Source organism: Clostridium lentum, assembly GCF_014287815.1.
GTDB classification, from domain to species: domain Bacteria; phylum Bacillota; class Clostridia; order Clostridiales; family Clostridiaceae; genus Clostridium; species Clostridium lentum.
This window is the reverse complement of record NZ_JACOOQ010000023.1, coordinates 1-13,200: the sequence shown is the minus strand read 5'-3', so window position 1 is coordinate 13,200 and position 13,200 is coordinate 1. Positions and strand designations below refer to the sequence as shown.

Sequence of the window (13,200 nt, the reverse complement as noted above, 5' to 3'; positions counted from 1 at the left end):
GATGATTTATAAGAAAGACGTAAACTTTCCATATCCTTTATTAACAAACACATCTAATAGTTATGATGGATGTAACTTTATTTTAGATGTTAATTTAGATGAAAACACAAATAATTATAGATTTCAGATTAATTATGAAATTGGTTCTCCGTTCATAAATAACTTGTTAGAAGATGGACAAGCACAGCTAATTTTAGTAATTCAATCAAAGGATAATAAATTTTATAATCTAGGATTAAATGAAAAGGTTAAGGAGATACCAAAAAACAGAATATCACTAAGCAAAAGAACAACGTTGCAGCTTCTTATAAAAGCTAAAGATGAAATATGCTTTAAAGAAAATATGGATTTAAGCTCTTTTTTTGAAGAATTTAAAGATGAAATAATTGTACCTAAGAGTTCTATTCTTGGATTTTCAAATAGCGTAATATTTGAAGGAAGTAATGCTAAGCCATTAGAATTATTTGAAAAGAAAATAGATCCAAATTTAAAATCAGATATAAAGATAGAGTTAAATTCAGAAACAATTGTAATTAATTATAAAAATGATGCATTACAGTTTATTGATTCACCACAAAGTGCTACACTAAATAATCCTTATGTGTATATGGGATTACAAAAGGCTCTATTCCAATTTATTAAGAATAATAGTAGAAATGGAGAAGAAGAGGTTGATCTAGAAAGTATTGATTCACCAGAAAATGGTTTAGATTTTAAACTTTATAACCTTATGAAAAAGAAAATGATAACTGAAGTTAACATAGATAATATGGATGAAGTTATATATGCTATATCAGATAAGGTTATTGAAAAATATTGTGCAGCTGTAAGGAGATTATATTCTGATGGAAATTAGATTACTTAAAAGTGGATATAAAAAAAGTGAACAATTTTATAAAGATTTTTTAGATGATAATATTAAGAATAATGATGATTATTTTAGCGGAGAAGTAGTTTATATAGATGAAGCACCAGATTTTTCAATATATATGGGTGTTGGATATGATAAATGTAGGGACAAAATGTTTAAAGAAGCTTTTGAGATAATGTCCAAGTATTATCTAAAGACAGACAGAGATATACATTTTGATGAATTATTTTGGCATTCATTGTTATGTGTTTATAAGAGAGAGTATTTATTAGAAACTTATCCTGAGATAAAAGAAGGGATAAATAAGTTTAGAAATATAGTAATTAAGAAGTTTGACTGGGAAAACTACATATATAAGTGCTTACTAGGTGCTCAATATATCAATGATAATGTTGAAGATGAGGAACAAAGAAATAGATATTATGATTTAATAATAGAAAATCTTGATTTATATAACTATATTATTAAATATGAAATTTTTAGAAATGATAGATTTTTAATTAATCTACTTGATGTTACAGATGAGCTTGGTTTAAGTAAAGTATTAAAAGCTAAAATTAAGGGCAGAGATGACCTAGGTAAAGATGAACGTGTTGGAAGAAGAGTTATCTATGAATTTAATAAGAGCTATCCAATAGTAATGTCTCCAATGATGGATAAGGATGAATTTAAGGAAGTATTTTTAGAGTACTTAAGCTACTATTATGAAATGTAGTTATAAGTAATTAAAAATTAGCAGAAACTAATTAAAGTGGATTAGCAGAAAATATTTAGGAGAATAACATGAGATATACTTTAAAAGATAGTGAAATAAAAGAAGTTGTTGATTTGCTTATTAATAAGTACGAGCTTTCTACAAATTTTCTTAATAAGCTTTATGGAATAGAAGAAAAGGAGATTGCAGGAGATATATTAGAGAAATTTGATTATATGATATTAGATAAATATTATCTTTGTAGGTTAATTGTATTAAGAGAAGGTATAAATTTATTATCTAATAGAGAATTAAGAAAAAAAATACTAGATAAATTGGATGATGAAACAATTATAAAGTTATATGAAAAATATCCAGCAAATAATAGTAGAATTACTACAGCTTCATATATGAGAAAACCACTAAGTGAGAAAAAATGGGTGTCTGGAAAGCGATGGGCTCAGGATTTCGTAAAATATTCAGGATTTCCAGAAATTTTAGCTGGTATAGGAGCAAAAAGAGAAGAAATTAAGAGATCTGTTCAAATAATTGAGCCGAAAAGAAAAGTACCAGAATTAGTTGATTATCAAATTAAAATTAAAGATAAGATACTAAATACATTAAATTTACAAGAAGATAAAACAAGATGTATGATATCTTTACCTACTGGTGGAGGAAAGACAAGGGTAGCTGTTGAGGCATTTCTTGATTGGATGGTATCAAGATTTGAAAATAAAAAATATATGTTATGGATAGCTCAAAGTGAAGAATTATGTGAGCAGTGCATTAGCTGTATTGAACAAATGTGGAGTAGCAGAGAGTTTATTTTACCTTTACCAATATATAGATGCTTTTCTAAATATGAAATAAATGAAGATGATTTACAAGGGGGCGTGGTAGTTGCAAGTATTAATAAGATTTATAATGGCTTAAAAAAAGATTCAGATGTTATTAAAACAATTTTATCTAATACTGGTGCTATGATAATTGACGAAGCTCATAGAGCATCATCAGCTATGTATGATGAATTATTTAAACAAGCAAATAAATTAACTAATGGACAATTATTTCCAGTATGTGGATTATCGGCAACGCCAGGAAGAAATACCATTATAGGTCAATCAGAGGTTGAAAAGCTAGTAGATAGATTTCAGATGAATTTAATTACGCCTGAATTTGAAGATAATGAAAAGTATAAGGAGAATCCTTTAGAGTATTTTAAAGAAAATAAATATTTGGCTAAAGTTAACCATATAATTTATAGGTCTAATATTGAATATACACTAACAGAAAAAGAATTACAGGATTTAAAGGAAAATGGTGAATATTCTCAAGTGCATTTAAAAAGATTGGCTGAAGATACGAATAGAAATATTTTAATTATAAGGAGATTATTAAAAATACAAAAAGGAATTCCAACTCTTATTTATGCATGTACAGTTAAGCATGCTAAGTTTTTAAGTACTATGCTTAGTGCAATGGGAAGAAAGACTGCATATATTGATTCCGATACAAATAAAATGGAGCGAAGGATTATAATAAAGCAATTTACAGATGGAGAAATTGATTTTTTATTTAATTATGGTGTTTTAACAACTGGATTTGATGCACCTAAAACAAGAAATATTGTTATATGTAGACCTATTAATAGCAATATATTATATGAACAAATTGTAGGAAGAGGCATAAGGGGAACAAGGTTTGGAGGAACTGATGAATGTGATGTTATTGATTTTTCTGATAATATACATAATTTAGGTAAACAACAGGCCTACATGAGGTTTAAGGAGTTTTGGGATAGTGAAGATGAAGAGTAAAATCTATCATAATATTTAGTGAATAATATATCTTATATTAACCTTTGTTAAAAATCCATGCTAAATATTAGTATGGATTTTTTGTATATAAATATAATTAATTTTGGAGGAATTTATATTATGATAGATAAGGTAATGAAAGAAACAATAATAGAAAAAGAAATAAGTGTTACAGAAGAAGTCAGTAATGCAATTACAGGTAACAAAAATCACTTAATTAATAGATTAAGAACAAGCATTAAAAATGCAAAAAGTATAGATATAATAGTGTCCTTTCTTATAGAATCAGGAGTAAAGATGCTTCTTAATGATTTAAAAGATGCATTAGATAGAGGAGTTAACATAAGAATACTAACAGGAAACTATCTTAACATAACTCAGCCATCGGCTTTATATCTTTTAAAAGATGAATTGAAAAATAAAGTTGATTTAAGGTTTTATAATAATCCAAAGAAATCATTCCATCCTAAAGCATATATGTTTCATAATGAATTAGATAGTGAAATATATATAGGATCATCTAATATTTCCAGAGGAGCATTGACCTCTTCAATAGAATGGAATTATAGATTTAATAAAAGTTCTAATCCAAATGATTTTAATGTGTTTTATGAAACCTTTGAAGATTTATTTTACAATCATTCCTATGAAATAACAGATGATGTTTTAAAAGATTATTCAAAGTCTTGGAAGAAACCAAAAGTTCAAAGTGATATTGAAAAAGAAGAAAATAGTGAAGAAAATAATGTGCTTAATATTTTCGAACCAAGAGGTGCTCAAATTGAAGCTTTATATGGATTAAAGCAAAGTAGAGAAGAAGGATATGATAAAGGTTTGGTTGTAGCTGCCACTGGTATAGGAAAGACTTACTTAGCAGCTTTTGATTCTAGAGAATATGAAAGAGTTTTATTTATAGCTCATAGGGAAGAAATATTAAAGCAAGCAGCTCAAAGCTTTAAAAATGTTAGAAATTCTGATGATATAGGATTTTTCTATGGCAATCAAAAAGATACTAAAAATAAATTTATTTTCTCATTAGTTCAAACATTAGGAAAAGATGAGTATTTAAATGAAAATTATTTCTCAAAAGATTATTTTGATTATATTGTGGTAGATGAATTCCATCATGCAGTGTCTAATAATTATAAAAAGATTATGGAGTATTTTAAACCTAAGTTTTTACTAGGGCTTACAGCAACACCTGAAAGATTAGATTCTAAAGATGTATTTGCCCTTTGTGATTATAATACGGTTTATGAAGTAAGATTAAAGGAAGCTATTGAAAAGGGATGGCTTGTTCCTTTTAGATATTATGGTATTTATGATGAAACAGTAAATTATGGTAATATTGAATATAAAAATGGTAAGTACAACGATAAGGAATTAGAAGATGCATTAATGCTTAATAAAAGAGCAGAACTTATAATAAATCATTATAGAAAATATAAGTCATCTAGAGCTATAGGATTTTGTACTTCAAGACATCATGCAGAGTATATGGCAAAAGTATTTAGTGAAAATGGAATAAAAGCTGTAGCTGTATATAGTGGTGAAGGTGGAGAATATTCTTCTAATAGAAATGAAGCATTAAGTGCTTTAGCTAAGGGAGAAGTACAAGTACTATTTTCAGTAGATATGTTTAATGAAGGTTTAGATATTCCATCAATAGATATGGTAATGTTTTTAAGACCTACACAATCTCCAACAGTATTTTTACAACAGTTAGGAAGAGGGTTAAGAAAATATAAAGATAAGCAATACTTAAATGTACTTGATTTTATAGGAAACTATAAAAAGGCTAATTTAATACCATTCTTATTAAGTGGACAAAGTTATTCAAAAGAAGTTAGTAGGAGAAATAGTCAAAGTGATTATGAGTTTCCAGATGACTGTTTTGTAGATTTTGATTTTAAGCTGGTAGATATATTTAAAAAGCAAGCAGAAAAAGAAATGACCATTAGGGATAAAATTAGAGAAGAATATTATGGTATAAAAGAAGACTTAGGACATGTTCCTTCAAGAGTGGAATTTTTTAATAATATGGATGATGATATATATGACAATATTAAAACTAAGAAGGGGTTAAGTCCTTTTGCTAATTATATGGAGTTTTTAAATAATATTAATGAGTTAAATGAAGAAGAAAGTGTTTTATATAACACAAGAGCTAGAGAATTTATTAATATGATAGAAACTACAAGTATGAGTAAAACATATAAAATACCAGTACTATTAGCCTTTTATAATAATGGTGATATAAAGATGGACATTGATGAAGATGATGTTTATAAGAGCTTTTATGAATTTTACCACCAGGGATCTAATAAAGTTGATATGTTAAAGGATAAGAGTACAAAGGATTTTATGGAATGGGATAGTAAAAAATATATTAGATTAGCTAAAAGTAATCCAGTGAAATATTTATTACAAACTCATAGTGATTTCTTTAAAGAAAAAGAAGGATATGTTTTAGCTTTAACTGATGATTTAAGAGAATTTATAAATAAAGAAGAGTTTAAAAAGCATATGAAGGATGCAATTGATATAAGGGTACAAAGTTACTACAGAAATAGGTTTGTTAAAAATAAATAAGATGCTTATAATTATCAGAAAGAATATTTTTATTTAATTAATAAGTAACCAGGAGGACATATGAAAAAATATAATAAATTAGTTAGGGATCTTATACCTGAAGTTATAGAAGCAGATGGGAAAAAGTGTGAAACTGAAATGGTTTATGGAGAGGAAAAGACAAAGTTCTTAGAAGATAAGCTTAAGGAAGAAGTAAATGAATATTTAGAAGATAAGAATTTAGAAGAGCTTGCTGATGTTATGGAAGTACTATTTGGACTTGCACATAATCTTGGATATAGTGAAGAAGATTTACTTAATAAGAGACAAGAAAAGCTTGAAGAAAGTGGTGGCTTTAAAGAGGGAATAGTATTAAAGAAAGTGTATTAAATATATAATTACTAGAAAATAATAGTAAAAAAATATATATTCCAAAGTAAGAAGAAGTAAAGTTAATCAGCAGGAAGAAAGTAAAAAGTGGCTTATTATAAATGATAAAAAATAAAAATAAAATTCCATGGATTATGGGAATGGGAACATCATGTGCTGTTTTAGAACCAAAGGAATTGGTAGAAGATGTGATTAAAGAATATAAAAAAGTACTTAATAATTATAAATAGTATTTAGTAAAGCTATATAGGGATTTAAAGTGATTCTTATATGGCTTTTATTGTTGATTTAAATATAATAATTGATCTATAATTTTTTGTTAAATTAATTATTTTACAATAAGGAGTTAGATAATATGGATAAATATAAATTTAATATAGAAGAAGTACTTAATAGGGAAGTAATAATTGAAGCTGAAAATTTTGAGGGAGCTATGAAAATAATTAATAAATTATATAGAGATGAAGAAATTGTCTTGGATTATGATGATTTTGTAGGATATAAAATAAATTATATTGATGAAGAAAAATAATTTCAAAAAAATTTAAAGAGACTATATATGTCACTATTAGGATTTATTATATAACTATGGAGTGAAATTTTTGGAATATTTAAGTGATGGTTATGGATATATTAATATATAAAATAAAGGGTTAAGGAGGAAAATTTTAGTTTGATAAGTATTAATAAAAAAATAATTGAATTAGAAGAGTTTGAAAAAATATATAAAATTACTGAGTATAGAAAATTGGTGGAAATAGTAAATTTATTAATAGAAAAAGGTGAAATAATACCTATTAAAAATAGTGGTGGCAATGGGAAAAGTCCAACATTATATAAAAGATATAGAGTTGTACCTAAGATTCAAGATAATGAAGAGATACTTAATGAAATTCATTATAAGCTTTGTAGTAGATTTAATGTTGAGTATTATGAAGGTCATTTAGATAAATACAAAGAGCATAGAGGTTATATCTTAAAATTAAATGATTTTATGATTAATAATAGTAGATTATTAGATAGTAAAATATCAATTAATGAAAGAGCTTTTCAAATATGGGGAAGGGAAAAGTTTCTTCAGAAAGAAGGTGGTAAGACTATACTAAAAAATTTAGGTATTTCTTTAGAGACTTTAAATTATTATGATACATCGGAACCATTAGCTTATTACTCGCATAATAAGTATATCCCTCAAAATATATTAATTATAGAAAATAAAGATACATACTTTACAATGAGAAATCATATGATAAGTGGCAATAATACTATATTAGGAGAAAAGATTGATACTATAATTTATGGTGGTGGTAAGAATGTAAAGAAGGCATTTAATGATTTTAAAATTTCAGTAGAGAAACATATATATAATAATTCAAATAAGTTTTTTTATTTTGGTGATTTAGATTATGAGGGAATAATTATTTATGAAGGTTTTTATGAAAGTTTCTATAAGGAGTATTATTTAAGGCCTTTTTTTAATGGATATAGAAAGATGATAGATAAGGTTAAAGCTTTAAATATAGATTTACCAAAAACGAAAGATGGGCAAAATAGAAATACAACTGGTTTATTTTTCAAGCACCTTCAGTTAGTAGCTGATAATGATATAGATAGTTTTACGGAGTATGAAAAAGAAATAAAAAAAATTTTAGAAAATGATTTATATGTACCACAAGAAATAATAAATATAACAGATTTATAGGAGGTATTATGGAGTTTAGTTTTTTAGATGTTCAGCATATAAGAATGAAGAAAATAGGTGCATATGCATTACTTTTTAGAAATAGTATTTCTAAAGGGACATGGAAGAAATATGGATTTTATGAAGGATATGAACAAGATAATTTGATTTTTGCAGTTTTAGTTTACATAATGGAGCAGTCACTAAAAGAAGAAATTTGTACTATTGACCATATAGGTTATTTTATAGATGAAATTAATAATATACATTTTAAAAAGAGAATAACTTATGAAGAAAGCAAAGAACTTGCTGAATTTATAGTTAATGTAATTTTATGCGATGAAGGGAATGCTATGTACTTCAATGCTTATAATTTTAAAGAAGGAGAGTATAAGGCTATTAATATAAGTTTTATAAAAAATAAAATGGAATATATTGATGGTGTGAGAAGAGTTTCGTATTCTTTAACTGATGATGGATATGCTTTGATTTTATCTACATTAGAGATTGAAGAAAATTTAAAAATGACTATCCATGAAATCATATTCAAAATGCATCTTGAAAAAGCATCATACGATAAAGCATTAGATGATATTAAAAATATATTTAATATGTTGAGAATAAGAGTTCAAAGTATGGAAGAGGCGATAAGAAAGATAAAGGAAAATCCTTTAAGTTATTCTACTGAAGACTATAAGCTTATGATGGAAGGGAATTTAGAACTTTTAAATAATACTAAGAGGAAATTTATTATACATAGGGAGATGGTAAATGAAAAAATAAAAGAATTTATTGAACATGATATACATATTAGGGAGTTAAATAAAGAAGAAGAAGAGAATTTAAATAATTTAAAAACTATAGATGTATATTTAAACAAAACTATTGATGAAGATCAAAGGATATTAATGAAGCATTTTGACTTAAAAAATCTTTATGGAAATGAGCTTGAAAATATTTCGAAAATGTCATTAATTGAGAGATTTAATTTTAGAACTGAAGTTTTTGAAAAAGTATTAAATAACCCTAAAAAGCTTGAAAATATAGATTTTTTCTTTAGGCCTTTATTTAAAATGAATCCTGATAAAATCTATAATATAAATAAAGCTATAGAGTATCAGAAAAATATAAAAAAAGGTGAAGTAGAATATGATGAGGAATTGTCTTTTGAAGAAAGTAATTTATTAGAAGCAGAAAATATAAAGAAGTTAGAGAGATTAGAAAAATATAAAGCCGTTATTGAAATTATTTTAGAATTAGCTGTACAACGTGAAAGTATCTCATTAAATGAAATTAAAGAGCTTATAGGGCAAAGTAATATTCTTATGGAAAAGCTTATACCAACAGTTGAAATATTTAGAGAAGTTATAATTGAAATGCTTAAGAATAAAAGTATTGATATTTATGAAATAAGAGAAGAAAGAAAAAATTCGATTGAAAATGGAGAAATAGAATTTCAGTTAAATAAAACTATTTTAGAACTTATTGATACTAATATGAGCTTTAAGTATATAGAAAAAATTAATGTGAAAAAGTTATTATTAAATGAAGATGTAAAATTAGAAGGTTTAAGAGATGAAAATGGTTCTATAAAAAATTTCATATGTTCAGATATAGGCTTTGAGGTTATAAAGGGAGGAATTAAATTATAATGGCATATTTGAAGGAAGATATAAAAATAAGCAATAGTATTTTTTATTATTTGTTAAAGTATGGTGAACTAAAAGAAAATGCAGGTGATTTATATAAAAGTTATTGTGAAAATGAAGTAATTACCGAATTGGTAAAGGAATTAGGCGAAGCATCAGAATGTTATGTTAGAAAATACGGAGGCGTAGTATATCTTATTCCCAAAGAGGATAATGATTATTTAGGATATTCTAAAGGCGATCTTAAAAAAGTTTTATGTAAATCAGGTGCTAATGATAAGGATTATTATCTTTCACAATTTGTTATTTTAACATTATTAGTTACTTTTTATAATTCACAAGGAATAAGTAGTAAATCTAGAGATTATATAAAGGTGGGAGAGTTTTTAAATATAGTTACGGATAGACTAAATGATGGTGTAGAGAAATCTAAGGAAATTAGTGAAAATGGAATAGCATTTTCAAATATATTAGAGAGATTTGAAGCATTAAAAGGTAGTGATAGAAAAAGTATATCTAAAACTACTAAAGAAGGATTTATTAATACAATATTGGATTTTTTAGACAGACAAGGTTTAATTCAATATATTAAAGCTGATGATATGATTAAAACTACAAAAAAACTAGATAGCTTTATGGATTGGAATTTATTAAATAGAAATAATTATACTAGGGTATTAAAGGCATTGGGAGAAGAGATATATGAGTAAAATAAATAAAATCAGAATTATTAATTTAAATTACAATAATAATATGAAGATAGATGACGAAATATTTTATCTAGATGGTGATAATACTTTGTTTAATTTAAGAAATGGTGGAGGAAAATCTGTAATTGTTCAAATGGTTATAGCTCCATTTGTCAATAGAAGGTATAGAACATTAAACGATAGAACATTTGATAGTTATTTTACATCATCTACTCCTACATATATTATGGTTGAATGGAAACTAGATGATGGAGCAGGTTATTTATTAACTGGAATGATGGTAAGGAAAAAGGAAAGGACATCTGATGAAGATTCTAAAGAAAAATTAGATATAATTAATTTTGTTCATGAGTATAGATTAAAAAATCCTTATGATATTAATCGTATTCCTATTATTGAAGAAAAGGTTGATAGTAGGTTAATAAAAAGTTTCATAAATTCTAAAAAGTTATTTGAAGATTTAAAAAAAGATAGAAATTTAAAATTTAATTATTATGATATGAATAATTCAGTAGCTACGAGAAGTTACTTTAATAAACTGCAGGAATATAAAATAAATTATAAAGAATGGGAAACTATTATTAGGAAAATAAATTTAAAGGAATCAGGGCTTTCAGAATTATTTGTTAATGCAAAGGATAGTGATGGATTAGTTAAGGAGTGGTTCTTACCAGCTGTAGAAAATAAGCTTAATAAAGATGAAGATAGAATAAAAAACTATGTAGAGTTAGTAAATAGTTATATTAAACAATATAAAGATAATAAATCTAAGATAGATAGAAAAGAGAAAATAGAACTTTTTAATGAATTAGCTAAGGAGTTATTGGAGATAAGTGATAATTTTATACTAACAATCGATAAAAGAAAAAATATAGAAAATACTATTGCTAATATAATAGTATTTTTAAAGGAAAGTTATGAAAATAAAATTAATGAAGAACTAAAGTTAGAAAAGTTTATCGATACTTTGAAAAAAGAAATTAATGAATTATCCTATGAGAAAGAATCTATAGATATATATAATAAAGAAAATGAAGTAAAAGAATTAGAGTTACAATTAACTCAGTTAAATACAGTAGTAAATAAAAGTGAAGTTGAGATAAAGAATTTAAATAGAAAACTAAATATATTAGAATGTGCTAAGCTTCATAGGGAGTATCAAAATAGATCTAAAGAATTACAGCAATTAGAAGTAGAATTAAGAATATTGAGTGAGAAAAATAAAGACAATGAACCCAAAATTAATAATTTAGGTTTTACTATAAAAGGAGTATTTAATGAGAAATTAAATAAAGTAAAGGAAATCTTACGCAATAAGCAAAATCAGAAAAATAGTATTATTAATCATAAGGAAATTGAAGAGAAAAAATTATCAGATAATAGAAGTGGTATAAATGATTTAAAAAGTCGTGAAGGTTCTTTAAAATCTGAGATAAAATCATTTAATAAGATTGAAAATTTATTTAATATTAGATTTAATGAAGGTCTTAGCAGAAATATTTCAGGAGTTTATTCTGATGAAGATTTAATTAAGTTTGAAAAAGGAATTACTGAAAGGAAGTTTTATTTAGAAAAGAAAAAGAAGAAGTTGGGAGAACAATCTTTAAAAGTTAAAGAAGAGCTTAAAAGTAGTGAAAGTGAAAAAATAAAAAATATTGAGCTTAAATTTAAAGTTAATAATAATTTAGATAATAAAAAGATGGAATTAGAAGATTTAGACAATGAAATTGAAAAGCAAAAGGAAATCATTAAATATATAGAGTTTACAGAAGATAAAATATTTAATAAAGAAGAAATTATAAGTGCTTTTGATAAGAAAATAAATTTATTAAAAGAGGAAGAGTTAAATTTAGTTAGACTATGCGATAAACTTAGTGATGAATTAGAAAAGTTAAAAGGTGGGAAAGTATTAGAGTTATCGAAGGAAATTGAAGGTAAGCTTAAAAATAGAGATATTAGTATTAAGTATGGAATGGAATGGATTAAGCAAAATGGCTTTTCTTATGAAAAAAATATAGAAATTATAAAAAGAAATCCATTCATTCCTTATTCGTTAATTATGAATGAAAAAGATATTAAAAGTTTAGAAAAAGAGCCATTAGATGTATTCACATCAACACCTATATCTATAATTAATAGGTTAGATTTAGAAAGTGAACTTGAAGGTGTTAATAATGACATAATTTCTATAAAAGGAATAAACTTTTTTGTTTCATTTAATAATAAATTATTGAATGAAGAAGAATTGATGAAGTTGATAACAATAAATGAAAAAGAGTTAGATAGATATACAAGGATGTTAGCTGATAAAAAGGAAGCAGTAAAGTTATATCAAGATAAACGTTCTTCAATAGTACATTCAGTTTTAGATAAAAAATATTATTTAGGATTGAAAGAGTCTATAGTAGTTTTAGAGGCTGAATTAATTAAGTTAAAACAAAGGGAGTTAGATTTAGAAAAATTAATTACAAACTTTAAAGAGACAATACAAAAATTAGAATCATCTTTAAGATTAGCAGAAGATGAAATTAATATAAATATTGAAAAGTTAAAGGGTTTTAAGGAGTTATGTGATGAATATAAGACTTATAAAAAAAATAAACAACTTTTGGATGAAGTTTATGAAAAGATAAGAGTATTGAATAATGCAATATTGCAAGGCGAAGATAATATTAAAAAGCTAAATTTAGAAATTAATAAAGATGATGAATATATTGAAAGAATGCCTAAAGAAAAAATTGATACTATCTTGCTATATAATGAGCAAGATGTAGTAAACTTATTTAAAATTCTTACTCTATGGGGAAGATATATGAA

General features: G+C 25.1%; 11 protein-coding genes. All 11 read left to right on the top strand.

Annotated features, from left to right (window positions below):
- Window position 1 precedes the first annotated feature (1 nt).
- Window positions 2-856: a hypothetical protein gene (locus H8R92_RS11790; RefSeq protein ID WP_186835560.1), complete on the top strand. Its 855-nt coding sequence runs from the start codon at window positions 2-4 to the stop codon at window positions 854-856.
- Window positions 846-1,586 carry a hypothetical protein gene (locus tag H8R92_RS11785; protein WP_186835559.1) on the top strand — a complete coding sequence of 247 codons (741 nt, stop codon included), beginning with the start codon at window positions 846-848 and terminating at the stop codon, window positions 1,584-1,586. Before H8R92_RS11790 ends, H8R92_RS11785 begins: the two co-directional genes overlap by 11 nt.
- Window positions 1,587-1,654: 68 nt before the next feature.
- The gene (locus H8R92_RS11780) at window positions 1,655-3,382 is read left to right on the top strand and encodes a DEAD/DEAH box helicase (RefSeq protein WP_186835558.1); all 1,728 of its coding nucleotides are present in this window, start codon (window positions 1,655-1,657) and stop codon (window positions 3,380-3,382) included.
- Between the two features lie 120 nt (window positions 3,383-3,502).
- Window positions 3,503-5,974, top strand: coding sequence for a DEAD/DEAH box helicase family protein (locus H8R92_RS11775; RefSeq protein WP_186835557.1), 2,472 nt, complete (start codon window positions 3,503-3,505; stop codon window positions 5,972-5,974).
- Window positions 5,975-6,034: 60 nt separating this feature from the next.
- Entirely contained in the window at window positions 6,035-6,343 is a 309-nt protein-coding gene (locus tag H8R92_RS11770) for a nucleoside triphosphate pyrophosphohydrolase (RefSeq protein WP_186835556.1), read from the top strand.
- Between the two features lie 101 nt (window positions 6,344-6,444).
- Complete coding sequence (locus tag H8R92_RS13250; protein WP_243166579.1) at window positions 6,445-6,573, top strand: WYL domain-containing protein; 129 nt, start codon at window positions 6,445-6,447, stop codon at window positions 6,571-6,573.
- A 125-nt stretch (window positions 6,574-6,698) separates the two neighbouring features.
- Window positions 6,699-6,875 (top strand): DpnD/PcfM family protein, encoded by a 177-nt coding sequence (locus H8R92_RS11765; RefSeq protein ID WP_186835555.1) that lies wholly within the window; start codon window positions 6,699-6,701, stop codon window positions 6,873-6,875.
- 141 nt (window positions 6,876-7,016) lie between these two features.
- Window positions 7,017-8,045, top strand: a complete 1,029-nt coding sequence (locus H8R92_RS11760) for a Wadjet anti-phage system protein JetD domain-containing protein (protein WP_186835554.1) — start codon at window positions 7,017-7,019, stop codon at window positions 8,043-8,045.
- A gap of 8 nt (window positions 8,046-8,053) precedes the next feature.
- Window positions 8,054-9,676 carry a hypothetical protein gene (locus H8R92_RS11755; RefSeq protein WP_186835553.1) on the top strand — a complete coding sequence of 541 codons (1,623 nt, stop codon included), beginning with the start codon at window positions 8,054-8,056 and terminating at the stop codon, window positions 9,674-9,676.
- Complete coding sequence (locus H8R92_RS11750) at window positions 9,676-10,383, top strand: DUF6063 family protein (RefSeq protein ID WP_186835552.1); 708 nt, start codon at window positions 9,676-9,678, stop codon at window positions 10,381-10,383. Before H8R92_RS11755 ends, H8R92_RS11750 begins: the two co-directional genes overlap by 1 nt.
- Window positions 10,376-13,200 (top strand): coiled-coil domain-containing protein (locus H8R92_RS11745; protein ID WP_494545902.1); only part of this gene is annotated, 2,825 nt, incomplete at its 3' end. The genes H8R92_RS11750 and H8R92_RS11745, both read left to right, overlap by 8 nt.

Coding starts and splice junctions, on each gene's coding strand:
- H8R92_RS11790 (WP_186835560.1), top strand. CDS start 2: ATGATTTATAAGAAAGACGTAAACTTTCCATATCCTTTATTAACAAAC.
- H8R92_RS11785 (WP_186835559.1), top strand. CDS start 846: ATGGAAATTAGATTACTTAAAAGTGGATATAAAAAAAGTGAACAATTT.
- H8R92_RS11780 (WP_186835558.1), top strand. CDS start 1,655: ATGAGATATACTTTAAAAGATAGTGAAATAAAAGAAGTTGTTGATTTG.
- H8R92_RS11775 (WP_186835557.1), top strand. CDS start 3,503: ATGATAGATAAGGTAATGAAAGAAACAATAATAGAAAAAGAAATAAGT.
- H8R92_RS11770 (WP_186835556.1), top strand. CDS start 6,035: ATGAAAAAATATAATAAATTAGTTAGGGATCTTATACCTGAAGTTATA.
- H8R92_RS13250 (WP_243166579.1), top strand. CDS start 6,445: ATGATAAAAAATAAAAATAAAATTCCATGGATTATGGGAATGGGAACA.
- H8R92_RS11765 (WP_186835555.1), top strand. CDS start 6,699: ATGGATAAATATAAATTTAATATAGAAGAAGTACTTAATAGGGAAGTA.
- H8R92_RS11755 (WP_186835553.1), top strand. CDS start 8,054: ATGGAGTTTAGTTTTTTAGATGTTCAGCATATAAGAATGAAGAAAATA.
- H8R92_RS11750 (WP_186835552.1), top strand. CDS start 9,676: ATGGCATATTTGAAGGAAGATATAAAAATAAGCAATAGTATTTTTTAT.